The organism is Streptomyces marokkonensis, assembly GCF_008312835.1.
GTDB classification, from domain to species: domain Bacteria; phylum Actinomycetota; class Actinomycetes; order Streptomycetales; family Streptomycetaceae; genus Streptomyces; species Streptomyces marokkonensis_A.
In genome coordinates this window covers 1-23491 of the sequence record NZ_VSKS01000012.1, presented here as the reverse complement: position 1 = coordinate 23491, position 23491 = coordinate 1, and the positions used below count along the sequence as shown (strand labels likewise).

Annotated in this window: 23 protein-coding genes and 1 pseudogene; 15 read left to right on the top strand and 9 right to left on the bottom strand. The window is 73.0% G+C overall.

Translation table 11 applies throughout. The annotated features are described in order from the left end of the window. Positions 1-149 precede the first annotated feature (149 nt). From pheS to F1615_RS21105, 5 genes are all read left to right on the top strand, one after another. Positions 150-1271 (top strand): phenylalanine--tRNA ligase subunit alpha, encoded by a 1122-nt coding sequence (gene pheS / locus F1615_RS21125; RefSeq protein WP_149550600.1) that lies wholly within the window; start codon positions 150-152, stop codon positions 1269-1271. Continuing rightward, positions 1271-3823, top strand: a complete 2553-nt coding sequence (gene pheT, locus F1615_RS21120; RefSeq protein WP_149550599.1) for a phenylalanine--tRNA ligase subunit beta — start codon at positions 1271-1273, stop codon at positions 3821-3823. The genes pheS and pheT overlap by 1 nt, the downstream gene beginning before the upstream one ends. Positions 3824-4052: 229 nt before the next feature. Continuing rightward, positions 4053-4277 carry a hypothetical protein gene (locus tag F1615_RS35965; protein WP_208818371.1) on the top strand — a complete coding sequence of 75 codons (225 nt, stop codon included), beginning with the start codon at positions 4053-4055 and terminating at the stop codon, positions 4275-4277. A gap of 269 nt (positions 4278-4546) precedes the next feature. Further along, positions 4547-5887, top strand: a complete 1341-nt coding sequence (locus tag F1615_RS21110; RefSeq protein WP_149550598.1) for a transcriptional regulator — start codon at positions 4547-4549, stop codon at positions 5885-5887. Between the two features lie 156 nt (positions 5888-6043). Then, positions 6044-6589, top strand: coding sequence for an NUDIX hydrolase (locus F1615_RS21105; protein WP_149550597.1), 546 nt, complete (start codon positions 6044-6046; stop codon positions 6587-6589). Between the two features lie 55 nt (positions 6590-6644). Here F1615_RS21105 and F1615_RS21100 read toward each other — a convergent pair whose 3' ends face one another. Beyond that, positions 6645-7505 carry a 3-hydroxybutyryl-CoA dehydrogenase gene (locus F1615_RS21100; protein ID WP_149550596.1) on the bottom strand — a complete coding sequence of 287 codons (861 nt, stop codon included), beginning with the start codon at positions 7503-7505 and terminating at the stop codon, positions 6645-6647. 167 nt (positions 7506-7672) lie between these two features. Between F1615_RS21100 and F1615_RS21095 the strand changes: the two genes are divergently transcribed. Next, positions 7673-8932: a glycoside hydrolase family 10 protein gene (locus F1615_RS21095; RefSeq protein WP_149550595.1), complete on the top strand. Its 1260-nt coding sequence runs from the start codon at positions 7673-7675 to the stop codon at positions 8930-8932. Position 8933: 1 nt separating this feature from the next. On the opposite strand, the gene F1615_RS21090 is transcribed toward F1615_RS21095, so the two are convergent. Together F1615_RS21090 and F1615_RS21085 are read right to left on the bottom strand one after the other, a co-directional pair. Further along, positions 8934-9128: a DUF1918 domain-containing protein gene (locus F1615_RS21090; RefSeq protein ID WP_149550594.1), complete on the bottom strand. Its 195-nt coding sequence runs from the start codon at positions 9126-9128 to the stop codon at positions 8934-8936. A gap of 12 nt (positions 9129-9140) precedes the next feature. After that, positions 9141-10058, bottom strand: coding sequence for a DMT family transporter (locus tag F1615_RS21085; protein ID WP_149550593.1), 918 nt, complete (start codon positions 10056-10058; stop codon positions 9141-9143). Between F1615_RS21085 and F1615_RS21080 the strand changes: the two genes are divergently transcribed. From F1615_RS21080 to F1615_RS21070, 3 genes are all read left to right on the top strand, one after another. Beyond that, entirely contained in the window at positions 10057-11493 is a 1437-nt protein-coding gene (locus F1615_RS21080; RefSeq protein WP_149550592.1) for a PLP-dependent aminotransferase family protein, read from the top strand. The genes F1615_RS21085 and F1615_RS21080 overlap by 2 nt on opposite strands. A gap of 41 nt (positions 11494-11534) precedes the next feature. After that, positions 11535-11972 carry a GNAT family N-acetyltransferase gene (locus F1615_RS21075; protein ID WP_149550591.1) on the top strand — a complete coding sequence of 146 codons (438 nt, stop codon included), beginning with the start codon at positions 11535-11537 and terminating at the stop codon, positions 11970-11972. A 129-nt stretch (positions 11973-12101) separates the two neighbouring features. Continuing rightward, positions 12102-12695, top strand: a complete 594-nt coding sequence (locus F1615_RS21070; protein ID WP_149550590.1) for a histidine phosphatase family protein — start codon at positions 12102-12104, stop codon at positions 12693-12695. On the opposite strand, the gene F1615_RS21065 is transcribed toward F1615_RS21070, so the two are convergent. Beyond that, positions 12677-13117 carry a DUF6314 family protein gene (locus F1615_RS21065; RefSeq protein WP_149550589.1) on the bottom strand — a complete coding sequence of 147 codons (441 nt, stop codon included), beginning with the start codon at positions 13115-13117 and terminating at the stop codon, positions 12677-12679. The two genes, F1615_RS21070 and F1615_RS21065, sit on opposite strands and share 19 nt — an antisense overlap. 207 nt (positions 13118-13324) lie before the next feature. Here F1615_RS21065 and F1615_RS36400 point away from each other — a divergent pair. Continuing rightward, positions 13325-13520, top strand: a pseudogene (locus tag F1615_RS36400) (hypothetical protein); the annotation flags it as partial. A 3-nt stretch (positions 13521-13523) separates the two neighbouring features. Here the strand turns inward: F1615_RS36400 and F1615_RS21055 are convergent. Next, a complete protein-coding gene (locus tag F1615_RS21055) occupies positions 13524-14264 on the bottom strand; it encodes a VOC family protein (RefSeq protein WP_149550588.1) in 741 nt (246 codons plus the stop codon). A gap of 80 nt (positions 14265-14344) precedes the next feature. On the opposite strand from F1615_RS21055, the gene argC reads away from it, so the two are divergent. Genes argC through F1615_RS21030 form a run of 5 tightly spaced genes read left to right on the top strand, consistent with a single transcriptional unit; the run spans position 14345 to position 19175 of the window. Beyond that, entirely contained in the window at positions 14345-15373 is a 1029-nt protein-coding gene (gene argC / locus F1615_RS21050) for an N-acetyl-gamma-glutamyl-phosphate reductase (RefSeq protein WP_149550587.1), read from the top strand. After that, positions 15370-16521: a bifunctional glutamate N-acetyltransferase/amino-acid acetyltransferase ArgJ gene (argJ, locus tag F1615_RS21045; protein ID WP_149550586.1), complete on the top strand. Its 1152-nt coding sequence runs from the start codon at positions 15370-15372 to the stop codon at positions 16519-16521. The genes argC and argJ overlap by 4 nt, the downstream gene beginning before the upstream one ends. Beyond that, entirely contained in the window at positions 16518-17420 is a 903-nt protein-coding gene (gene argB, locus F1615_RS21040; protein ID WP_149550585.1) for an acetylglutamate kinase, read from the top strand. The genes argJ and argB overlap by 4 nt, the downstream gene beginning before the upstream one ends. After that, the gene (locus F1615_RS21035) at positions 17417-18625 is read left to right on the top strand and encodes an acetylornithine transaminase (protein ID WP_149550584.1); all 1209 of its coding nucleotides are present in this window, start codon (positions 17417-17419) and stop codon (positions 18623-18625) included. Before argB ends, F1615_RS21035 begins: the two co-directional genes overlap by 4 nt. 7 nt (positions 18626-18632) lie before the next feature. Further along, positions 18633-19175: an arginine repressor gene (locus F1615_RS21030; protein WP_149550583.1), complete on the top strand. Its 543-nt coding sequence runs from the start codon at positions 18633-18635 to the stop codon at positions 19173-19175. A gap of 268 nt (positions 19176-19443) precedes the next feature. Here F1615_RS21030 and F1615_RS21025 read toward each other — a convergent pair whose 3' ends face one another. The 4 genes from F1615_RS21025 to F1615_RS21010 form a co-directional block, all read right to left on the bottom strand. Then, positions 19444-20181: an FAD:protein FMN transferase gene (locus F1615_RS21025; RefSeq protein ID WP_149550776.1), complete on the bottom strand. Its 738-nt coding sequence runs from the start codon at positions 20179-20181 to the stop codon at positions 19444-19446. A 55-nt stretch (positions 20182-20236) separates the two neighbouring features. Next, positions 20237-21013, bottom strand: coding sequence for an FMN-binding protein (locus tag F1615_RS21020; RefSeq protein WP_149550582.1), 777 nt, complete (start codon positions 21011-21013; stop codon positions 20237-20239). A 52-nt stretch (positions 21014-21065) separates the two neighbouring features. Further along, a complete protein-coding gene (locus F1615_RS21015) occupies positions 21066-22448 on the bottom strand; it encodes a ferredoxin reductase family protein (RefSeq protein WP_167533813.1) in 1383 nt (460 codons plus the stop codon). Positions 22449-22616: 168 nt separating this feature from the next. Further along, positions 22617-23204, bottom strand: a complete 588-nt coding sequence (locus F1615_RS21010; RefSeq protein WP_149550581.1) for a pyridoxamine 5'-phosphate oxidase family protein — start codon at positions 23202-23204, stop codon at positions 22617-22619. Positions 23205-23491 lie beyond the last annotated feature (287 nt).

Here is a 23491-nt window from a genome sequence, read left to right as displayed (position 1 = left end):
CCCCGTTAGACTCGGCTTTTGGCACCTTTGCGTCCCGAGGACGAAAGACGAGACGTCACCAGGGATTCGTCCACGAGTCGATGACGGGACCATCAGCCTGGGGGCACCTCTCAGCGACAGCTGGGGGACAACCGGAAGCACGGGAAGAGATGTCGGCACCGAATAAGTCGTACGACCCTGTCGAGGTCGAGGCGTTGAAACCGGAAGAGATCGAGCGCATGCGGGACGAGGCGCTCGCCGCCTTCGCCGCCGCGGACTCCCTCGACGCGCTCCAGGAGGCCAAGGTCGCCCACACCGGCGGCACCTCGCCGCTGGCCCTGGCCAACCGCGAGATCGGCGCCCTGCCGCCGCACGCCAAGGCCGACGCCGGCAAGCGTGTCGGCCAGGCACGCGGTGCCGTGAACAAGGGCCTCGCCGCCCGCCAGGCCGAGCTGGAGGCCGAGCGCGACCAGCGCGTCCTGGTCGAGGAGGCCGTGGACGTCACCCTGCCCCACGACCGCGTACCGGCCGGCGCCCGGCACCCGCTCACCACGCTCTCCGAGCGCATCGAGGACGTCTTCGTGGCCATGGGCTACGAGGTCGCCGAGGGCCCCGAGGCCGAGGCCGAGTGGTTCAACTTCGACGCCCTGAACATCGGCCCGGACCACCCGGCCCGCGGCGAGGCCGACACCTTCTTCGTCCAGGGCCCGGAGGGCGGCACCGAGTCCGGTGTCGTGCTGCGCACCCACACCTCGCCCGTGCAGATCCGCTCCCTGCTCGACCGCGAGCTGCCGGTCTACGTGATCTGCCCCGGCCGCGTTTACCGCACCGACGAGCTGGACGCCACGCACACCCCCGTCTTCCACCAGGTCGAGCTGCTCGCCGTGGACGAGGGCCTGACCATGGCGGATCTCAAGGGCACCCTGGACCACATGGTCCAGTCGCTGTTCGGAGCGGAGATGAAGACCCGGCTGCGGCCGAACTTCTTCCCGTTCACCGAGCCGAGCGCCGAGATGGACATGCTCTGCTACGTCTGCAAGGGCGCGTCCGTCGGCAACCCCGACCGGCCCTGCCGCACCTGTTCCAGCGAGGGCTGGATCGAGCTCGGCGGCTGCGGCATGGTCAACCCGCGGGTGCTCACCGCCTGCGGCGTCGACCCGGAGAAGTACAGCGGCTTCGCCTTCGGGTTCGGCATCGAGCGGATGCTGATGTTCCGCCACAACGTCGAGGACATGCGAGACATGGTCGAGGGTGACGTCCGGTTCACCCGGCCGTTCGGGATGGAGATCTGATGCGGATCCCGCTTTCTTGGCTGCGGGAGTACGTCGACCTGCCGGCGACGGAGACCGGCCGTGACGTACAGGCCAAGCTCATTTCGGCGGGGCTGGAGGTCGAGACCGTCGAGCACCTCGGCGCCGACCTCAAGGGCCCCCTCGTGGTCGGCCAGGTGCTGACCATCGAGGAACTGGAGGGCTTCAAGAAGCCGATCCGCTTCTGCACCGTCGACGTGGGCCGGGCCGGGGGCGCCTCCCAAGTTTTCGGCTCCGGGGGAGGCACCGGTGAGCCTCAGGAGATCGTCTGCGGTGCCCGCAACTTCGCCGTCGGCGACAAGGTCGTCGTGGTCCTCCCCGGCGCCACCCTGCCCGGTGGCTTCTCGATCTCCGCGCGCAAGACGTACGGCAAGACGTCCCACGGCATGATCTGCTCCAGCGACGAGCTGGGCATGGGCGACGACGGCTCCCACGGCATCATCGTGCTGCCGCCGGAGACCGAGGTCGGCAAGGACGCCATCGAACTCCTCGAACTGGTCGACGAGGTCCTGGACATCGCCGTCACCGCCAACCGCGGCGACTGCCTGTCCATCCGCGGTGTCGCCCGCGAGGCCGCCATCGCCTACGGCCTGCCGCTGCGCGACCCGGCGCTGCTCGACGTGCCGGGCCCCAACGCCTTCGGCTACCCGGTGAAGGTCTCCGACCCGGCCGGCTGCGACCGCTTCACCGCCCGCACGGTGACCGGCCTCAGCCCCGAGGCGCGCTCCCCGATCTGGCTCCAGCGGCGCCTGCAGAAGGTCGGCATGCGCCCGATCTCGCTCGCCGTGGACGTCACCAACTACGTGATGATGGAGCTCGGCCAGCCGCTGCACGCCTACGACCGCAACCTGGTCCAGGGCACCATCGGCGTCCGCAGGGCCGAGGAGGGCGAGAAGATCGTCACCCTCGACGGCGTCGAGCGGAAGCTGCACGCCGAGGACCTGGTGATCACCGACGACCGCGGCCCGATCGGCCTCGCGGGGGTCATGGGCGGCGCCAACACCGAGATCGCCGACCACGACGCCTCCGGCAACGGCGGGAACGCGACGACCGACGTGGTCATCGAGGCCGCGCACTTCGACCAGGTGTCCGTCGCGCGCACCGCACGCCGGCACAAGCTGTCCTCCGAGGCCTCCCGCCGCTTCGAGCGCGGCGTGGACCCGCAGGCCGCCGCCGCCGCCGCGCAGCGCACCGTCGACCTGCTGGTGCTGCTCGCCGGCGGCACCGCCGAGGCCGGTGTCACCGAGGTCGTCGCCCCGGCCGCGCCGCACACCGTCACCGTCGCCGCCGACCACCCGGACAAGGTCGCCGGTGTGACGTACGGCCGCGAGACCGTCGTACGCCGCCTTCAGGAGGTCGGGTGTGATGTGTACGGGCAGGATGAGCTGATCGTCACCGTCCCGTCCTGGCGGCCCGACCTCACCGACCCGAACGACCTGGCCGAGGAGGTCATCCGGCTGGAGGGCTACGAGAACCTGCCCTCCACGCTGCCCAGGCCGCCGGCCGGCCGGGGCCTGACCGCCCGCCAGCGGCTGCACCGCCGCGTCGGCCGCGCGCTGGCCGGGGCCGGCTACGTCGAGGCGCCGAACTACCCGTTCGTCAGCGAGCAGGTCTTCGACCAGCTCGGCCTGGACGCGGACGACCCGGCCCGCCGTGTCGTCAAGCTGGTCAATCCGCTCAGCGACGAGGAGCCCGCGCTGCGGACCTCGCTGCTGCCGGGTCTGCTCGGCGCGCTGCGCCGCAACGACGGCCGGGGCTCGCACGACCTCGCGCTGTTCGAGACCGGCCTGGTCTTCCAGCCGCGCGACGAGCGCGGGGTCGCCGCGAACCTGCCCGTCGACCGGCGCCCCAGCGAGGCCGACGTCGCCGCGCTGAACGCCGCGCTGCCCGACCAGCCCCGGCACGTCGCCGTGGTGCTGGCCGGCGCCCGCGAGCAGGCCGGCTGGTGGGGCAGGGGCCGTCCGGCCGACTGGGCCGACGCGGTCGAGGCCGCCCGGACCGTCGCCCGCGAGGCCGGCGCCGGACTCGGCATCCGCAAGGGCCAGTACGGGCCGTGGCACCCGGGCCGCTGCGCCGAGCTGACCGTCACCGTCGACGGCGCCGAGCGCGTCATCGGCCACGCCGGAGAGCTGCACCCGCGCGTCCTGAAGACCCTGGGCCTGCCCGCGCGCAGCTGCGCGATGGAGCTGGACCTGGACGTCCTGGAGCGGGTCGGCGACGACACCCCGCAGGCGCCGGGCATCTCCACGTTCCCGGTCGCCACACAGGACGTCGCGCTGGTCGTCGACGCGTTCGTGCCCGCCTCGGACGTCGAGGCCGCGCTGCGTGAGGGCGCGGGGGCACTGCTGGAGTCCATCCGCCTGTTCGACGTGTACGAGAACGCCGAGCAGCTGGGCGAGGGCCGCAAGTCGCTGGCGTACGCGCTGCGGTTCCGCGCGAACGACCGGACGCTGACCGTCGACGAGGCGTCGGCGGCCCGCGAGGCGGCGGTCGCCCTCGCGGGCGACCGCACCGGGGCGGTCCTGCGGAGCTAGCTCCTCCGGGTTGTGCCGGTGGTGGGGGCGTGCGACACGCCCCCACCACACCCGCACCCCCCTTCCCGCCGGTCACCTCACTGTTCGGGTGGCCATTCCGGGCGATACATCCGGATCGGGCCGTGCGGCCGGTCCAGTTCTGCGAGGCCCGGAACGCCGAGGGGCGCTTCTTTCCGCTGCGGGGGCCCTCACCGAGGCCGCCCGCACCCGCCCGCCCAGGCCCCGGTCGGTGCTGCGCACGCTCCTCGGCGCGCTTCCGCGCCACTCGACCGGGCTCTCGAGGGACGACGTGGCACTGCTGGTCCTCAGGAACGAGCGGCACGCGCGGCACCCCGTCCCGCCCCCGCGCCCCCGTGCCACGGCCGACGCCCACCCGGCGGACCACCTGAAGCTCCCCGCGTGGTCGCCCGCCGACCCGGGCGTGAGCCGACCGCCTGCCGCTCCGGCGGAGTGACCGGCCGTCCGCTTTGGTCGGAGCCGGCGGGGCCGTCCGCCCCGCCACGGAGTGTCGGGCAGGCAGCCGGGCGGACGGCGCGGAAACGGGCCGCCGCACTGTACGAGGGGGAGCCGGCGGCCCGGCCGGCCTCTTTCGAGGCAATTCAGTCAACCGGCTGGAAACTCTCCGCGACAGTGCGCGCACACTACGGATCCTGGCACTCCGTTCACACCCCGTGTGAATCGGCAGCCACTAGTCTGTCCGCACCGAGCCACCGGGGGGCCCGCATGCAGCCCAACACTCTCCTCGACGCGATCCTGGACGAGGCCGGGGTCTCGCACGCCGGCCTCGCGGCGCACGTCAACCAGGCCGGACGGGCGCGCGGTCTGTCCCTCAGGTACGAACACACCGCCGTGGCGCGGTGGCTGAAGGGGCAACGGCCCCGGGGGCAGGTGCCCGACCTGATCTGCGAGGTGCTCGCCGCCCGGCTGCGGCGTCCGGTGACCCTCGACGACATCGGGCTCGGGGTTCCCGGCGAACCGGCCGCCCCGCACACCGGATCGCTGTGCGGGTTCGTCGAGCGGGCCACCGCGCTGTGGCGCTCCGACCAGCAGCGCCGCCCGCACATAGTCGGCGCCCCCGCGGTCACCGGCACGCCCGCCGTGATGCCGGTGTGGGAGTGGGAGAACCCGCCCGAGGACGTGGACGTCTCCCGCGGCGGCCGGCACCGGGTCACGCCGAACGACCTCGACATGCTGCGCGCTGCCCGTACCCACTACGAGCAGATGTACCGCAAGGCCGGCGGTGTGGCGACCCGGGCCCGGATCGTCGGCTTCCTCAACGCCGAGGCGGCCCCGCTGCTGCGCGGCAGCTACACCGACGCGACCGGCCGTCAGCTGCACCGCGCCACCGGCGGTCTGGTCGCCGTCGCCGGCATCTGCGCCTACGACTCCGACGCGCACGGACTCGCCCAGCGCTACTTCCACCAGGCGCTCCGGCTGGCGAAGGCCAGCGGGGACCGCGGACTCGGCGCCTATGTGATCGCGCTGCTCGTCAACCAGTCGTTGTTCATGCGGGAGTACCGGCAGGCCGTCGCCTTCGCGGAGGCCGCGCTGCGCGCCGCCGGCAGCCGCATCACCCCGGCGCTCGCCTCCGACCTGTACGCGATGCAGGCCAAGGCGTACGCGCACCTCGGCGACGGCACGAGCGCGCTGTCCTGCATCCGGCGGGCCGAGCAGTCCGCGGAGCGCATCCGGCGCGGGCACGAGCCCGACGAGACCGGCTACGTCCAGCCCGGCCTGGTCAACGTCCAGGTGGCGGAGGCGCTGCTGAGCCTCGGCGAGCTGGCGGCGGCCGGGGAGCACGCCGCGGCGGCCGTGGACACCCCGGCGCACGACCGGGGCCGGGTGCACCGGCTTGCGATGCTGAGCACCGTCGAACTGCGCCAGGGCAACGCCGACAAGGCGGTGGCCATCGCGGTGCGGATGGCCGAACAGGCCCGGGGGATGGAGTCGCAGCGGCTGCGCGACAGGCTGCGCGCGGTGCGCGAACACCTCGTGCGCAGCGGCTGCTCGGGCACGGCCGAGGCGGCCGAACTCATCGACGGGGCCCTGCGCGTCCCGCTCTGAGGGCCCGTCGGCATCGCCGCGGTGCAGGGACACCGCGGCCAGGTGTGCGCCTCCGCCGCGCCTTCCGCTGCGCCGCGGGCGGCCTCCCGTGCGCCTGCTGCCGGGACGTCTACTGCTGGGATATTGCCCCTTACTCGTTCGGAAGGTGGCAGAACCGTGCAGTGGACGAAACAGAACGAACAGCCTGTGTACGCAAACCGCTGGTTCAGCGTCAATCTCGCGGACGTCGAGCTGCCGGACGGCCGGCACCTCGACCACTTCCTCATACGGCTGCGCCCGGTCGCCGTGGCCACGGTGGTGAACGACGCCAACGAGGTCCTGCTGCTGTGGCGGCACCGGTTCATCACCGACAGCTGGGGCTGGGAACTCGCGGCGGGGGTGGTCGAGGACGGCGAGGACCTCGCCGGGGCAGCGGCGCGGGAGCTGGAGGAGGAGACCGGCTGGCGGCCGGGTCCCCTGCGCCACCTGATGAGCGTGGAGCCGTCCAACGGCCTCACCGACGCCCGGCACCACGTCTACTGGGCCGAGGAGGGGGAGTACGTCGGGCACCCCGTGGACGACTTCGAGTCGGAGCGCCGGGAGTGGGTGCCCCTCAAGGTGGTCCCCGACCTCGTCGCCCGCGGCGAGGTCCCGGCCGCGGGCATGGCGGCCGCGTTACTCCTGCTGCACCACCTCAGGCTCGGCCAGGACGGCAGGCCCTGACGCCGAGGGGCCCGGGCACCCGCGGCCGGGTGTCCGGGCCCCTCGGGGAGGTCCCTCAGCCGTACGTGTAGAAACCGGAACCGCTCTTGCGGCCGAGCCGGCCCGCGTCGACCATGCGCTGGAGCAGCGGGGGAGCGGCGTACAGCGGCTCCTTGTACTCCTCGTACATCGAGTACGCGACCGAGGCCACGGTGTCCAGGCCGATCAGGTCGGACAGCTTCAGCGGGCCCATCGGGTGGGCGCAGCCCATCTCCATGCCGTTGTCGATGTCCTCGCGGCTGGCGATGCCCGACTCGAACATCCGGATCGCGGAGAGCAGATAGGGGATCAGCAGCGCGTTCACCACGAAGCCGGAGCGGTCCTGCGCGCGGATCGCGTGCTTGCCCAGCACCTTCTCGGTGAAGACCTGGGCCCGGCTCAGCGTGCCCTCGGAGGTGGTGAGCGCCGGGATCAGCTCCACGAGCTTCTGCACCGGGGCCGGGTTGAAGAAGTGGATGCCGACGACGTGGTCGGGCCGCGAGGTGGCGACCGCCAGCTTCACCAGCGGGATGGAGGAGGTGTTGGAGGCCAGGATCGCGTCCGGCCGGGTCACCACCTGGTCGAGCACCTGGAAGATCTCGGTCTTGACCTGCTCGTTCTCGACCACGGCCTCGATCACCAGGTCACGGTCGGCGAACTCGCCGAGGTCCGTGGTGAAGCTCAGCCGGGCCTGTGTGGCCGCCAGCTCCTCCTCGGTGATCTTCCCGCGCTCGGCCGCCTTCGACAGGGAGTTGAACAGCCGGGTACGGCCGATCTCCAGGGCTTCGCCGGTGGTTTCGGCGACCATGACGTCCAGTCCGGCCCGGGCGCACACCTCGGCGATCCCGGCGCCCATCTGACCGCAGCCCACCACTCCGACGCGTTCGATGTCGGTCACATCGTCCCTTTCGCTACTGCTTACGGCTGTGGCAGGGTGCCGGGTCCCGGCGCCTGCTCCGTTCGTGCACGTTACTCCGAAGTATCGATGATCGATCGCGCGGGTGGGGCATCCTGGCCGGGAGACGGTACCCGACCAGCCGGTTCGACGGCACACGAGGGGGCACGATGGGGCGGGTGTCCCGCAGGGGCTTCACGGCGATGGCGCTGGCCGCGCTGGCGACGATGCCGCAGGCGTCCGCCGCGCCCGGGCGCGGACCCGGGACCCCCGGCGGTCCGGGGCGGGGCGGCGGCACGGCGGCCGGGGAGATGCGCGGCATGTGGGTGGCCACCGTGACCAACCGGGACTGGCCCTCCCGGCCCGGCCTGAGCGCCGCCCGGCAGCGTGCCGAGCTGACCGCCCACCTCGACGCGGCCGTCCGTGCCCGCCTCAACACCGTGGTGTTCCAGGTGCGGCCCACCGCCGACGCGATGTGGCCCTCGCCGTACGAGCCGTGGTCGCAGTACCTCACCGGCACCCAGGGAGCCCACCCCGGCTGGGACCCGCTCGGCACCGCCGTCGAGGAGGCGCACGCCCGCGGTCTGGAACTCCACGCCTGGTTCAACCCCTACCGCGTGGCCATGCACGCCGATCCGGCCCGGCTCGCCCCCTCGCACCCCGCCCGGCGCCACCCCCACTGGATCGTCCGGTACGGGGACAAGCTCTACTACAACCCGGGGCTGCCCGAGGTCCGCGCCTTCGTGCGGGAGGCGATGCTCGACGCGGTGCGGCGCCACCCCGTCGACGCGGTGCACTTCGACGACTACTTCTATCCGTATCCCGTGGCCGGCCAGACGTTCGACGACGACCGTGCCTACGACACCCACGGCGGAGCCTTCCCGGACCGCGCGGCCTGGCGGCGGGACAACGTCGACCGGCTGGTGCGCGAGACGGCCGCCGGGATCAAGGCGGTCCGGCCCGGCACCCGTTTCGGGATCAGCCCGTTCGGGGTCTGGCGCAACGCCGAGGTGGACGAGCGGGGCTCCGCCACCCGCGCGGGCGTGCAGACGTACGACGATCTGCACGCCGACACCCGCAGGTGGGCCCGGGAGAACTGGATCGACTACATCTGCCCGCAGCTCTACTGGCACATCGGCTTCGCCCCCGCCGACTACGCCGAGCTCGTCCGCTGGTGGGCCGACGTGGTCCGGGGCTCCGCCACACGCCTCTGCGTCGGCGAGGCGCTGTACAAGGCGGGCGACCCGGCGCAGCCCGCGGCCTGGCGCGACCCGGCCGAGCTGTCCCGCCACCTCACGCTTGCCGAGAAGTACCCGCAGGTGCGCGGACACGTCTTCTTCGCCGCCCGTGAGGTGGCGGCCGATCCGGCCGGGGCGATGGCGCGGGTGGTCACCGACCACTACCGGCAGCCGGCGCAACCGCCGCGCTGATCTAGTGCTGCGGGGTCCTGTGCCGGATCTCCGTGTCGGGGCCGGGTGAGCACACGCCCTCGTGTCCGTCCTCGAAGCGGACACGGTAGGGCGGGTTCCCCTCCTGGCCCATCACTTCGACGATCTCTCCGACCTTGTCGTGCTGGCCGACCACCCTGCCGTGCTGGACAAGCTGGTCACCCTCGGTTGCGCGCATCGGGGCCTCCTCTCAACCGCGTGACCGCTGGGTCACGGCGATGCACACGAGCACTGCCGCGGCCGTCAGCGGCGCGGCCACCGTCAGGTGCTCGTTCAGCAACAGCACCGACCACACCAGTGTGAGCAGCGGCTGGGCGAGCTGCAACTGGCTGGCCCTGGGGATGCCGATGGCCGCCATGCCCCGGTACCAGACGATCAGCCCGAGGAACTGCGAGCCCGCCGCCACCCACAGCAGGCCGGTCACGCTGTGGGCGGTCAGCCGCACCGGCTCGACCGTCAGCGCGACCGCGGCGGCGGGCAGGGCGAGCGGCAGGCAGAGGACCAGCGCCCAGCCGATCACCTGCCACCCCGGCATCACCCGGGCCAGCCTGCCGCCCTCGGTGTAGCCGGCCGCGCAGACCAGCAGCGCCCCGAAGAGGTACAGGTCGGCCGTGGTCAGCGCGCCGCCGCTCTGCCGCACGGTGAACGCCACCACCGCGGCCGCACCGGCGAGGGCCGCCGCCCAGAAGGTGCGCGAGGGCCGTGAGCCGACCCGCAGGGCGGACAGCAGCGCCGTGGTCAGCGGGAGCAGACCCACCACGACGGCCGCGTGCGCGGTGGTCGACGTCTGCAGCGCCAGCGTGGTCAGCATCGGGAAGCCGAGCACCACTCCGGCACCGACCACCGCGAGGCCGGGCCGGTGCTGCCGGGCCGGCGCCGGGATGCGCAGCGCCAGCAGACATGCGCCCGCGATCAGCGCCGCGAGCACACTGCGCACGGCCACCAGCGACCACGGCCCGAAGCCCTCGAGACCCCAGGCGGTGGCCGGGAAGGTGAGGGAGAAGGCGATGACGCCGAGGGCGGCCTGGAGGGTGCCGGAGCCGCCGCGGTCCCGGGGAGCGGCAACCGCTATCGGAGGCGCGGTAGTAGCGCTACTCTGTGCTCTCATGCAAGAGCGTAGCAGTGTCGGTGAACTGGCGGAGCGGCTGCGACGGGAGCTTGACCGCTACTCTCCCGGTGAAAAGCTCCCGTCGAGCCGCGCCCTTGTGGAGCGGTTCCGAGTGAGTCCCGTGACCGTCTCCCGGGCGCTCGCGGGGCTCGCCGCAGAGGGGCTGGTGGTCACCCGGCCCGGCGCCGGGGCGTTCCGCGCCCAGCCCCGCGCCTCGGCCGCTGCCGCGGGCGACACCTCCTGGCAGGAGGTCGCCCTCAGCGCCGACGGCGCCGCCGACCTCGTGCCGCGCTCGGTGGACGCCTCCGGCGTGCTCGTCTCGCTGGCCGCGCCGCCGCCCGGGGTGATCGAGTTCAACGGCGGCTATTTGCATCCCTGTCTTCAGCCCGAGCGGGCGATGGCGGCGGCGCTGTCCCGGGCCGGTCGCCGGCCGGGTGCCTGGGGACGGCCGCCCATGGAGGGGCTGCCGGAGCTGCGCGAGTGGTTCGCGCGCAGTGTCGGCGGGCCGGTGTCGGCGGCCGGGGTGCTGGTCACCTCGGGCGGGCAGTCCGCGCTGACCACCGCCCTGCGCGCCCTCGCCCCGCCGGGCGCGCCCGTGCTCGTCGAGTCGCCCACCTATCCCGGCATGCTGGCCATCGCCCGCGCGGCCGGACTGCGCCCGGTGCCCGTACCGGTGGACGCGGACGGCGTACGGCCCGCGCTGCTCGCCGACGCGTTCCGGGCGACCGGCGCCCGTGTCTTCGTCTGCCAGCCGCTGTTCCAGAACCCCACCGGCGCCGTGCTCGCTCCGGAACGGCGCGGCGAGGTGCTGCGCATCGCACGCGAGGCGGGCGCGTTCGTCGTCGAGGACGACTTCGTCCGGCGGCTGGTGCACGAGGACGCGGGCCCGCTGCCCCGTCCGCTCGCCGCCGACGACCCCGACGGAGTGGTGGTGCACGTCTGCTCGCTGACCAAGGCGACCTCGCCCAGCTTCCGGGTGAGCGCCCTGGCCGCGCACGGCCCGGTGCTGGAGCGGCTGCGGGCCATCCAGGTCGTCGACACCTTCTTCGTGCCCCGCCCGCTCCAGGAGGCCACGCTGGAACTCGTCGGCTCGCCCGCCTGGCCGCGTCATCTGCGCGCGATCTCCGCCGATCTGCGGGCCCGCCGGGACGCCATGACCGCCGCGCTCCGCCTGCGGCTGCCGGAACTCGCCCTGCCGCACGTCCCCTCCGGCGGCTACCACCTCTGGCTGCGGCTGCCCGAAGGCACCGCGGAGTCCGCCCTGACCGCCGCCGCCCTGCGCGCGGGCGTCGCCGTCACCCCCGGCCGCCCCTACTTCAGCGCCGAGCCGCCGGCAGGGCACCTCCGGCTGAGCTTCGCGGCGGTGGCCGGCACCGGGGAGATCACGGAGGGCGTGCGGCGCCTGCGCACCGCCTGCGACGAGGTACGGGGATAAAGGTTCGACGCCGCCCCGCCCGGCCTGCGAACATCCCCGACATGACCGACACCCCGCGCCTGCCCGAGGGCTACGAGATCTCCACCGACCCTGCCAGGATCGACGCGGCGCGGGTGCACGGGTGGCTGTCCACCGACGCGTACTGGGCCCTGGGCCGCTCCCGGGAGAAGCAGGACCGGGCGATCGGGGGATCGCTGAACTTCGGCGTCTACGAGAGCGCGTCGCGGGAGCAGGTGGCGTACGCCAGGGTCGTCACCGACCGGGCGACGTTCGCCTGGCTGTGCGATGTGTACGTCGACCCGTCGGTACGGGGCAAGGGGGTCGGCACCGCGCTGGTGGCGGCCGTGCGGGAGGAGCTGCGGGCCTGCGGGCCCAAGCGCGTCATGCTCGCCACGCACGACGCGCACGGCGTCTACGAGAAGCTGGGGTTCCGCCCGCTGGAGCGGCCGGACCACTGGATGGCGCTCGTCTTCGAGTGAGGGGGGCGCACGGGCGTTCCGGGTGACTTGTCCGGCGCGTCCTTACCGGTGAGTAGGGCGGTGGGCACCCGGAGTGACGGCATGGCGGCACCCCTTGACCTGTCCACTCCGGCGACTGACGATCGCGGCATGGCACTTCGGGTCACGTTCGTCGCAGCCGCGGGGAGCTCCTCGGTGCTCGCCGAGCGCTTCGAGGACGTGCGGCCGCTGGACCGGGCCGGATGGGGCGAGGTGCAACGGGTCGCGCACGAACTGCTGCCGCTCGCGGCGGCCGATCTGCGCTACTGCTCCCCGGCCCCGCGCAGCCGTGCCACCGGAGAAGGGCTGGGATACGCGCCGCTGGTGCAGCTCGCCCTCCGTGACTGCGACATGGGCCGCTGGCGGGGGCTGACCCTGGGTGAGGCCATGGCCCGGGAGCCGGAGGCCGTGGACGCCTGGCTGGCCGACCCGCGGGCCACACCGCACGGCGGGGAGTCGCTGCTGGACTTCATCGGCCGGGTCGGCGGCTGGCTCGACACCAGGCCGGTCGAGGACGGCTGCCGGGTCGTCGCCGTGGCCGAGCCGTCGGTGATCCGCGCGGCCCTCGTGTACGTGCTCAAGGCGCCGCCCGCCACGTACTGGAGCATCGACGTCCGCTCGCTCTCGACGGTCGGCGTGACCGGCCGGGCGGGCCGCTGGAGCCTGCGCCTGGAAGGGACCTGTGCTCAGCCCACGCGCGCGTAGCCGGTGGTGAGCTCCAGATCCTTGGCGGGACCGCGCACCCGCCAGACCGTGTGCCAGTGGCCGGCGTCGCGGACGGTGAACTCGCCCCGGTAGAGGTCGGCGGAGCACGGGTGGTCGGTGACGTGCCGGCCCGCGGTGAGATCCAGGTCGTGGAACGGGCGGCCGTCCGCGAACCGTACGTCCGCCGTGCCGCCGGGCCCGGGCAGGAAGAGCAGGGTCCGTTCGGCGGGCCGGGTGAGGCCCCGCCAGGTGAAGTCGCCCGACTCCCGGTGCAGCAGGCCGCCGCCCTCCAGCGGGCCGAAGACGACCGTCCCCGCGAAGTGCCCCTCGTCGCCGCTCGCCAGGTCCCGCACGGTCCGCTCCGCCCGCCAGTGGCCGGCGAGGTAGATCAGTGCGTCGGGTACCGGCCAGAACTCGCCCATCGCCCCCCCCGTTCCCGCGTGGCCCGCGCCGTCACGCGACCCATGAACGTGCTCCTGTCTCCTCCCTATCCTGCCGTTCGAAGTGCTGACCGATGACCGACATACCGAACGGCTCGTCTCCTGTGTCCCCCACCCCCGCGAGAGAGCCGCGGAGCGCCCAAGTCACGCACCGCCCGGAACCGCGCACGACTCGCACTCGGTCCCGAGATCGACCTCGGCGGCGCGAGGGTCGCCCCACGGGCCCGCGTGACCACCCCGGCCGCCGACGCGGACGCGGACGCGGTGAACACGGAGACGGACACCCCGGTCACCCTGATGACCTCCACGTTCCGGGGCATGGCGAGCACCTTCACGTACACCTTCCCGGCGAAACTCGGTGACGTTCCCGAGGATCGGGCGGAGGTGGCTAGGACGGGGCGAGGACGCAGAACTCGTGGCCCTCGGGATCGGCCAGGCACGTCCACGGGACGTCGCCCTGGCCGATGTCGAGGCCGGTGGCGCCGAGGGCCCGCAGCCGGGCCACCTCCGCCGCCCTGTCGTCCCCGGGGTACGGCAGCAGGTCCAGATGGACCCGGTCCGGCACGGTCTTCACGTCGGGGGTGCGGAGGAACTCCAGATACGGCCCGGTACCCCTGGCCGAGCGCATCGAGGCATGACCGTCGGTCACCTCGTGCACGGTCCAGTCCAGTGCCTCACCCCAGAAGGCGGCCATGGCCCGCGGATCCGCGCAGTCGACCACCACGGCGGCGACCGGCCCGGTGTCCCGGTAGGTCTCCCGGGGCTCCAGCACGCAGAACTCGTTGCCCTCCGGGTCGGCGAGGACCGTCCACGGCACCGCGCCCTGGCCCACGTGGGCGGGCGTCGCACCGAGGCCCCTCAGGCGCTCGACCAACTCCGTCCGGTGGGCCGCGGAGGTCGTGGCGAGATCGAGGTGCACCCGGTTCTTCGCCGCGGTCCCGGGCCCCGGGACGGGAACGACGTCGATGCCGAGGGCGACCGGATCCGGCCAGACGAGGCCGCCGGGGGGTCCGACGTAGGTGGTCACGCCGGCGCTGTAGGCGGTCCAGCCGAGCGCCTCCGCCCAGAAACGGCCGATCGCCGGGGCGTCGAGAGCCTTGATGTTCACCATGACCGGTCGCAGCGCCATGCCGCTGATCATACGGGCCACGGCGTTGCATAAACGTGCAAGCAAACGTATAGTCATGCCATCCAGGAGGAGGGTTTTCCATGGCAGTACGTGCGGCGGTGGCCGGAGCGAGCGGGTACGCGGGCGGTGAGCTGCTGCGTCTGCTCCTGACGCACCCCGGGATCGAGATCGGCGCCCTGACCGGAAACTCCAACGCCGGCCAGCGGCTCGGCGCGCTCCAGCCGCATCTGCTGCCGCTCGCCGACCGCGTCCTGGAGCCGACCACCCCCGAGGTGCTCGCCGGGCACGACGTCGTGTTCCTCGCGCTGCCGCACGGGCAGTCCGCCGCCGTCGCCGAGCGGCTCGGCGGGGACGTGCTCGTGATCGACATGGGCGCCGACTTCCGGCTGGAGGACGCCGCCGACTGGGAGCGGTTCTACGGCTCGCCGCACGCCGGCACCTGGCCGTACGGCCTGCCCGAACTGCCGGGTGCCCGCGCCGCGCTGGAGGGGTCCAAGCGCGTCGCGGTGCCCGGTTGCTACCCCACCGCCGTCTCCCTGGCCCTGTTCCCGGCGTACGCCGCCGGCCTCGCCGAGTCCGAGGCGGTGATCGTCGCCGCCTCCGGGACCTCCGGCGCGGGCAAGGCGCTCAAGCCCCATCTGCTCGGCAGCGAGGTCATGGGCTCGATGTCGCCGTACGGTGTGGGCGGCGAGCACCGGCACACCCCGGAGATGATCCAGAACCTCAGCGCGGCGGCCGGCGAGCGGGTCTCCGTCTCCTTCACGCCGACCCTCGCGCCGATGCCCCGCGGCATCCTCGCCACCTGCACCGCGAAGTCGAGGCCCGGCGTCACCGCCGAGTCCGTGCGCGCGGCCTACGGCAAGGCCCTCGCCGACGAGCCCTTCGTCCATCTCCTCCCCGAGGGACAGTGGCCCACGACCGCGTCCGTCCACGGCTCCAACGCCGTGGTGATCCAGGTCGCCCACGACGAGGCCGCGGGGCGGATCGTCGCGATCAGCGCCATCGACAACCTGACCAAGGGCACCGCGGGCGGTGCCGTCCAGAGCATGAACATCGCCCTGGGTCTCGACGAGACCACCGGGCTGACGACGATCGGAGTTGCGCCGTGAGTGTGACGGCAGCGAAGGGATTCACGGCGGCGGGCATCGCCGCCGGGATCAAGGAGAACGGCAACCCCGACCTGGCCCTCGTGGTCAACAACGGCCCCCGCCGCGCCGCCGCCGGCGTCTTCACCTCCAACCGCGTCAAGGCCGCGCCGGTCCTCTGGTCCGAGCAGGTCCTGAAGAGCGGGCAGTTGTCCGCCGTCGTCCTCAACTCCGGCGGCGCCAACGCCTGTACGGGACCGAAGGGCTTCCAGGACACCCACGCCACCGCCGAGAAGGCCGCCGAGGTGCTCGGCACCGGCGCGGGCGAGATCGCCGTCTGCTCGACGGGACTCATCGGTGTCCTGCTCCCCATGGACAAACTGCTCCCCGGCGTCGGGACCGCCGCCGGTCAGCTGTCCGAGCACGGCGGCGAGAAGGCCGCCATCGCCATCAAGACCACCGACACCGTCCACAAGACGTCCGTGGTCACCAGGGACGGCTGGACCGTCGGCGGCATGGCCAAGGGCGCCGGCATGCTCGCCCCGGGCCTGGCCACCATGCTCGTCGTCCTCACCACCGACGCCGACCTCGAGGCCGATGTGCTCGACCGGGCCCTGCGCGACGCGACCCGGGTCACCTTCGACCGCGTCGACTCCGACGGCTGCATGTCCACCAACGACACCGTGCTGCTGCTCGCCTCCGGCGCCTCGGGCGTCACCCCGGGCCACGACGAGTTCGCCGAGGCCGTGCGGGCCGTCTGCGACGACCTCGGCCAGCAGCTCATCCGCGACGCCGAGGGCGCCAGCAAGGACATCAGGGTCGAGGTGGTGGGCGCCGCGACCGAGGACGACGCCGTCGAGGTGGGCCGCTCCATCGCCCGCAACAACCTCCTCAAGTGCGCCATCCACGGCGAGGACCCCAACTGGGGCCGCGTGCTCTCCGCCATCGGCACCACCGGGGCCGCCTTCGAGCCCGACCGGCTCAACGTGGCCATCAACGGCGTCTGGGTCTGCAAGAACGGCGGTGTCGGCGAGGACCGCGACAAGGTCGACATGCGCTACCGCGAGGTGCACATCGTCGCCGACCTGGCCGCCGGTGACGCCACCGCCACCATCTGGACCAACGACCTCACCGCCGACTACGTCCACGAGAACAGCGCGTACTCGTCATGACCCACACCCGTAAGCACACCGCGCTGCCCAAGGCGCAGATCCTCATCGAGGCGCTGCCCTGGCTGACCCGGCACCACGGCAAGACCGTCGTCATCAAGTTCGGCGGCAACGCCATGGTCGACGAGGACCTGAAGGCCGCGTTCGCCCAGGACGTCGTCTTCCTGCGGCACGCCGGCCTCAGGCCGGTGGTCGTGCACGGCGGCGGCCCGCAGATCAGCCGGGCGCTCGACCGGCACGGCATCGTCAGCGAGTTCAAGGCCGGCCTGCGCGTCACCACCGAGGACGCCATGGACGTCGTACGCATGGTGCTCGCCGGACAGGTGCAGCGGGAACTGGTCGGACTGCTCAACCGGCACGGACCGCTCGCCGTCGGCCTCACCGGCGAGGACGCGCACACCCTCACCGCCACCAAGCACCGGCCCGAGATCGACGGCGAGTCGGTCGACATCGGGCGGGTGGGCGAGATCACCGCGATCGACACGGGCGCGATCGAGGCACTGCTCGCCGACGGCCGCATCCCGGTCGTCTCGTCGATCGCCCGCAGCCAGGACGACCACCATGTCTACAACGTCAATGCTGATACGGCGGCTGCGGCACTCGCTGCTGCACTGGGCGCCGAAACCCTCATGGTCCTCACGGACGTCGAGGGACTCTACGAGGACTGGCCCAACAGCGACGAGGTGATCAGCCGCCTCACCGCGTCCCAGCTCGAGAAGCTCCTGCCGGAACTGTCCTCCGGCATGGTGCCGAAGATGGAGGGCTGCCTGCACGCCGTGCGAGGCGGCGTGACCACCGCCCGCGTCATCGACGGCCGGGTCCAGCACTCGATCCTGCTGGAGATCTTCACGGACGAGGGCATCGGCACCATGGTCGTGCCCGACGAACAGGGGGAGTCGTGAGCAACGCAGAACTGACCGCGCGGTGGCAGGGCGCCCTGATGAACAACTACGGCACCCCGCGCCTGCCGCTCGTGCGCGGTGAGGGCACGAAGGTCTGGGACGCCGAGGGCACGGAGTACGCCGACTTCGTCGGCGGCATCGCCACCAACGCCCTCGGCCACGCCCACCCGGCGATCGTCGAGGCCGTGAGCCGGCAGATCGGCTCCCTCGGCCACATCTCCAACTTCTTCATGGCCGAGCCGACCGTCGCCCTCGCCGAACGGCTGCTCCAGCTCTTCGGCCGGACCGGCCGGGTCTTCTTCTGCAACTCCGGCGCCGAGGCCAACGAGGCAGCGTTCAAGATCGGCCGGCTGACCGGACGGACCCACGTCGTCGCCACCGAGGGAGCCTTCCACGGCCGCACGATGGGCGCCCTCGCCCTGACCGGCCAGCCCGGCAAGCGCGAGCCGTTCCAGCCGCTGCCCGCCGAGGTCACCCATGTGCCCTTCGGCGACGCCCGGGCGCTGGCCGCCGCGGTCACCGAGGAGACGGCCCTCGTCGTCCTCGAACCCATCCAGGGCGAACTCGGCGTCGTCGTCCCGCCCCCCGGCTATCTGAAGGCGGCCCGTGCCATCACCGCGGCCAAGGGCGCGCTGCTCGTGCTGGACGAGGTGCAGACCGGCATCGGCCGCACCGGGCACTGGTTCGAGTACCAGGCCCACGAGGGCGTGCTGCCGGACGTCGTCACCCTGGCCAAGCAGCTCGGCGGCGGCCTGCCGCTGGGCGCCACCGTCGCCTTCGGCCGCGCCGCCGACCTGCTCGGGCCCGGCCACCACGGCACGACCTTCGGCGGCAACCCGGTCGCCTGCGCCGCCGGACTCGCCGTTCTCGACACCATTGAGGGCGAAGGGCTGCTGGAGAACGTCAAGCGGCAGGGCGAGAGGCTCCGGGACGGAATCGAGGGATCCGGCCACGCCCTGATCGACCATGTCCGGGGTGCGGGGCTCCTCCTGGGTATCGTGCTCACCGAGCCGCTCGCGCCCCAGGCGCAACAGGCGGCTCAGGACGCCGGATTCCTCGTGAACGCGCCCGCCCCCGATGTCGTACGGCTCATGCCGCCGCTGAACCTCGGGGACGACGCGGTGGACGCCTTCCTCGGGGCGCTGCCCGGCATCCTGGACCAGGCCGGTGCGCCGGCGGGCGGGGAAGGACGATCCGGAGAATGAGACGACGATGAGCCAGGAGCAGCAGGACCAGGGTCAGCAGGCCGGACCTGCCGTGCCGCAGACGCGCACCGCACGCCACCGCCGGATCGTGGACATCCTCAACCGGCAGCCGGTGCGGTCGCAGAGCCAGCTGGCGAAGCTGCTCGCCGACGACGGGCTGAGCGTCACCCAGGCGACGCTCTCCCGCGACCTGGACGAGCTGAACGCGGTGAAGATCCGCAACAACGACGGTGACCTGATCTACGCGGTGCCGAGCGAGGGGGGTTATCGCACCCCGCGGGCGCCGCTGGGGGAGTCCGCCAAGGAGGAGCGGATGCGGCGGCTCTCGCAGGAGCTGCTGATCTCCGCGGAGGCCTCGGCGAATCTGGTGGTCCTGCGCACCCCGCCGGGCGCCGCGCAGTTCCTGGCCTCGGCGATCGACCAGGCGGAACTGCAGGACATCCTCGGCACGATCGCCGGTGACGACACGCTGCTGCTGATCAGCAGGGAGCCGGCGGGGGGTCAGGCCCTGGCGGACCACTTGCTCCGGCTGGCCCAGAACGGCCACTGAGCGCTCCGCGGGGGCGGCGGGTACATGTCGGTACGGCGCCTGCGGCCCGTCGGTGGCCGCTCGCGCAGTTCCCCGCGCCCCTGGGGGAGGTGGCGGCCCCAGGGGCGCGGGCGGCCGTGCCTCCCCCAGTGCCTCAAGGGCCTGGGAGGTTCCCCCAGGGCGGCACGGGTGGGCGACGGGGGTACCTCCTCTGGGGGAGGCACCCCGCCAACGCGGTGAGTGTCACGCCCGTACCTCAGCCGCAGCGCCGGTCACCCCGCAGCGCCGGTCACCCCAGCCAACCCGCCAGCCCACCCGTACAGCGCACCTCGTCGCCCGCCGTGATCAGCAGCGCCTCGACGTCCGGAAGCGACTCCAGCCAGGCGAGCGCCTGCCGGGAGCCCATCGCGAACGCCGCCGTCGCCCAGCAGTCCGCCCACGTCAGCCGGGGCGCGACCACCGTCACCGCGACCAGGTCGGTCACCGCCGACCGCCCCGTACGGGGATCGGCGATGTGATCCCCCCGCTCCGCGGTACCGGACGTCGCCACGGCCAGTTCGTCCGCACCGGCCGCGGAGACCACGGCGGCGAGCCCGCCCGGCCGCAGCGGATCCGACACCCCGACCCGCCACGGCCGCCCCGCCCCCGGCGCACCCAGCACCTGCACGTCGCCGCCCCCGTTGACGCTCACCCCCGTCGCCCCGGCCGCCGCGAGCCGCCGCGCCGCCCGCTCGGTGGCCCAGCCCTTGACGATCCCGGTCGGGTCGAGACGCCCTCGACAGCGCGTGCTGAACCAGCCGTCGCTCACCCGCTCCGCCTCCGCCGCCAGCTCCAGCACCTCGGCGACCTCGGGATCGCACTCCCCGACGCCCAGCTCACCGCGCGCCAGCCGGGAGATCTGGCTGTCCTCGCGGTAGGTGCTGAACACCTCGTCGACCCGGCGCAGCCCCGCGACCGCCTCCTCCAGCGCCGCGCGCACCGCGGCGGGTTCCCCGCCGCGGACGTCGAGGGAGAAGACGGTCCCCATCGTCTCCTCCGCACGACGCACCGCGGCGGGAGCCTCGGCCGGCTCGGCCACCGCGTCAGTCACCGGCCTTGTCCAGCGCCGACTGGAGCGACTGCTTGTACCCCGCACTCGTGTACGTGGCCCCCGACACCGCGTCGATCTCCGCGCTGCCGGCCGCGACCGCCGCCTGGTTGAGCCGGGGCACGGCGCTGGAGGTGATCCGGTCGCTCTGTCCGCCCTTGGGCGCCTGGACGGCCTCGGCCTTGGTGATCTTCCCGCCGCTCACGGTGATCCGGACCTGCACCGGCCCGTACTGCGTCTGCGCCGCGTCCCCGGTGACGGTCCCGGCCTGCTCGTTCCCGGCGTTCCCGCCGCCCCCCGGACCGGAGGACTCCGGGGCTCCGGCGGCCCGCGCCTTGTCCAGCGCCGACTGGAGCGACTTCTTGTACCCGGCGCTGGTGTACGTCGCCCCGGACACCGCGTCGATCTCCGCGCCCTGCGCCGCGACCGCCGCCTGGTTGAGCCGGGGCACGGCGCTGGAGGTGATCCGGTCGCTCTGTCCGCCCTTGGGCGCCTGGACCGCCTCGGCCTTGGTGATCTTCCCGCCGCTCACCGTCAGCCGCACCTGCACCGCGCCGTACTGGGTGCTCGCGGCGTCCCCGGTGACCGTGCCGTCGCCGATGGGCTGGGAGCCGCCCTGCGGGGACTGGGCCGCCGCGGGCGGGGCCGCGCCGCCCGCCGCCGCGGCCGAGCCGGGATCGGACGCCGGCTTGAGCGACAGCAGCAGCACGATCCCGGACACGGTGGCGGCGGTCGCGAGTACGGCACGCCGGACGGGGTGACTCTTCCTCATCGCTTCTCAAGCTCCTGATGGGTGTGGATGGCCCGGGTGGATGACCCGTCGCTCACATCTCGAACGACTCGTGATGGATACGGCGGGCGGGGACCCCGGCGCCGCGCAGTGCGTCGTACACCGACTGCGCGAACCCGGGCGGCCCGCACATGAAGACGTCGTGCCGGTCGACGTCCGGGATCTTCCGCTGCAGGCTCTCCGCCGAGATGTCGGGACGTTCCCCGTCGGGGCTGTTCACCGCGTACATCAGACGTGCGCCGCGCTCGTCGGCGATCTTGGCCAGCTCGCTCCACAGCGCCAGGTCCTGCGTGCTGTTGGCCCGGTAGAGCAGAGTGATGTCACCGGCCGCGCCGGGCAGCGTCTCGAACAGGGCCCGCATCGGGGTGATGCCCACCCCGCCCGCGACCAGCAGCACCTTGCCGCGGCTGCGGCGCTGCGCGGTCAGGGCACCGTACGGGCCCTCCGCCCACACCCGCGTGCCGGGCTCCAGCTCGCGCAGCCGCGAGCTGTGGTCGCCGATCGCCTTGACGGTGATCCGCAGCATGTCGGGACGGGGCGCCGCCGACAGCGAGTACGGGTGGGAGCTGAACCGCATCCCGGGGGCCAGGAACCGCCAGCGGAAGAACTGCCCCGCCTCCGCGCCCATCCGGTGCAGCCTGCGGCCGCTGATCAGCACCGACACGATGCCCGGCGTCTCCTCGATGACCGCCGCGACCCGCATCCGGTGCCGCAAGTTGAGCCGCACGGGGGTGATGATCCGGTACCACAGCACCAGCGCGGTCACGACGCCGTAGAGCCCGTACCAGAAGGTCTTCGCGGTCGGTTCGACGGCGAACTCGTTGCCGGTGGTGATCTGGTGCCAGAACGTCAGGAAGACCGCCGCGTACGTCAGCAGGTGCACGTGGTACCAGCCGTCGTACGGCAGCCGGCGCCGGACCGGGCCGATGGAGAGGAAGGCGATCACGAACAGCAGTCCGGTGCCGATGGCGGCCTTGCCCATGTCCGGCAGCGTGGTGACGGAGGTGATGGTCTGCTGCACGATGTCGCCGAGGCTCTTGCCCGCCTGGCGGGCGTAGCCCCACATGATGAGGAAGACGTGCGCGATGACCAGGCTGACGGTGTAGCGGCCGCTCATCGCGTGCCAGCGGGCGACCCGGTCCGAACCCACCCGCCGCTCCAGGGCGGGCACCCGCGCCATCTGGAGGACCACCAGGGCCATCAGATAGCCGGCGAGCAGCCCGGTGATCCGGCCCGCGGCGACGATCTTCCCGGTGGTGTCCGCGATGGACGGTGTGTTCGTCCACCACAGCCACAGCACGGCCACCGCGCCCGCACCCACGGCGAGCAGCAGGGGCACGGCGGGGGAGCGGCGCGGACGGATGCGGCGCATCGTCTGGCGGCGGGCGGCACGGCCGCCGGCGAGCGTGGTGGTCACGGTTCCTCCGTGGGGACTTGACCCTTGGCCCACAGATACGTGCCGTCACGCTGGAGCGTTCAGAGGATTCCCGGTTCGGTACCGCGTGATCGCCGTGCCTCCGCCCCCGGTGCCGATCGCGCGACGCCTTGCCCACGAGGACGGCGGCGGCGACACCCGGGGCGGGGCTCAGACACTGGACGGGGGCAGCGGCAACGGCAGCCCGGGCAGTCCGTCCAGGCTGGTCGCGACGTGCTCCTTCTTGGTGAAGTACGCGTCGAGCGAGGCGTCGTCCTCCCGCGCGAACCGCTTCTCGTGCAGGTCGCGTTCGCTCTCGTACGCCATGAAGGGCACCGCGTATCCGCAGGTGTCGCGGATCAGTTCGGCCGTCACGACGATGACGGCACGCAGGCCGTGCGCGGTGTGGTCGATGCCGGGGAAGCGGGCGAGCAGCCCGGCGAAGCGGGGGTCGTCCCGGAAGACGGGCTCGCCGCGGCCGTGGACGCGCACGATGTTGGGCGGGCCCTGGAAGGCGCACCACATGAGGGTGATCCGGCCGTTCTCGCGCAGATGGGCGATCGTCTCGGCGTTGGAGCCGGCGAAGTCGAGGTAGGCGACGGTGAGCTCGTCGAGGACCGCGAAGGACCCCTTGAGCCCTTTGGGCGAAAGATTGACCGTGCCGTCGGCGGCCAGGGGGGCGGTGGCGGTGAAGAAGACCGGCTGCTCCTCGATGAATGTGCGGAGGCGGCCGTCTATGCGCTCATAGGTCTTTCCCATGTCCAACGATTATGGGAGCAGATCGTTCGCTTGTCTAAGGAATTGCCGGTTGATCTTGGGAGTCCGGCACCCGGGAGAGGGAACCGTGGCCGCCCCGGCCGGCGCTGAACGGGGCGGCCACAGCGCCTGTCACCTCACTTGGTGAGCGTGCAGGCGGCCAGGGAGTCCAGCCCCGAGGGGCGTTCGGCGGTGCGGCCGATGGCGGTGGCGATGCGGTTGATGGCGGCGACGCGCTTGTCCTCGAGGGGGCCGAGGATGGCGTTCTGGACGAAGTTGGGTCCGCCCTG

Excerpts from the sequence above, each read along its gene's own strand:
- pheS (WP_149550600.1), top strand. The coding sequence starts at position 150 with ATGTCGGCACCGAATAAGTCGTACGACCCTGTCGAGGTCGAGGCGTTG.
- pheT (WP_149550599.1), top strand. The coding sequence starts at position 1,271 with ATGCGGATCCCGCTTTCTTGGCTGCGGGAGTACGTCGACCTGCCGGCG.
- F1615_RS21110 (WP_149550598.1), top strand. The coding sequence starts at position 4,547 with ATGCAGCCCAACACTCTCCTCGACGCGATCCTGGACGAGGCCGGGGTC.
- F1615_RS21095 (WP_149550595.1), top strand. The coding sequence starts at position 7,673 with ATGGGGCGGGTGTCCCGCAGGGGCTTCACGGCGATGGCGCTGGCCGCG.
- F1615_RS21090 (WP_149550594.1), bottom strand. The coding sequence starts at position 9,128 with ATGCGCGCAACCGAGGGTGACCAGCTTGTCCAGCACGGCAGGGTGGTC.
- F1615_RS21080 (WP_149550592.1), top strand. The coding sequence starts at position 10,057 with ATGCAAGAGCGTAGCAGTGTCGGTGAACTGGCGGAGCGGCTGCGACGG.
- F1615_RS21085 (WP_149550593.1), bottom strand. The coding sequence starts at position 10,058 with ATGAGAGCACAGAGTAGCGCTACTACCGCGCCTCCGATAGCGGTTGCC.
- F1615_RS21075 (WP_149550591.1), top strand. The coding sequence starts at position 11,535 with ATGACCGACACCCCGCGCCTGCCCGAGGGCTACGAGATCTCCACCGAC.
- F1615_RS21070 (WP_149550590.1), top strand. The coding sequence starts at position 12,102 with ATGGCACTTCGGGTCACGTTCGTCGCAGCCGCGGGGAGCTCCTCGGTG.
- F1615_RS21065 (WP_149550589.1), bottom strand. The coding sequence starts at position 13,117 with ATGGGCGAGTTCTGGCCGGTACCCGACGCACTGATCTACCTCGCCGGC.
- F1615_RS21055 (WP_149550588.1), bottom strand. The coding sequence starts at position 14,264 with ATGGCGCTGCGACCGGTCATGGTGAACATCAAGGCTCTCGACGCCCCG.
- argC (WP_149550587.1), top strand. The coding sequence starts at position 14,345 with ATGGCAGTACGTGCGGCGGTGGCCGGAGCGAGCGGGTACGCGGGCGGT.
- argB (WP_149550585.1), top strand. The coding sequence starts at position 16,518 with ATGACCCACACCCGTAAGCACACCGCGCTGCCCAAGGCGCAGATCCTC.
- F1615_RS21030 (WP_149550583.1), top strand. The coding sequence starts at position 18,633 with ATGAGCCAGGAGCAGCAGGACCAGGGTCAGCAGGCCGGACCTGCCGTG.
- F1615_RS21025 (WP_149550776.1), bottom strand. The coding sequence starts at position 20,181 with ATGGGGACCGTCTTCTCCCTCGACGTCCGCGGCGGGGAACCCGCCGCG.
- F1615_RS21020 (WP_149550582.1), bottom strand. The coding sequence starts at position 21,013 with ATGAGGAAGAGTCACCCCGTCCGGCGTGCCGTACTCGCGACCGCCGCC.
- F1615_RS21010 (WP_149550581.1), bottom strand. The coding sequence starts at position 23,204 with ATGGGAAAGACCTATGAGCGCATAGACGGCCGCCTCCGCACATTCATC.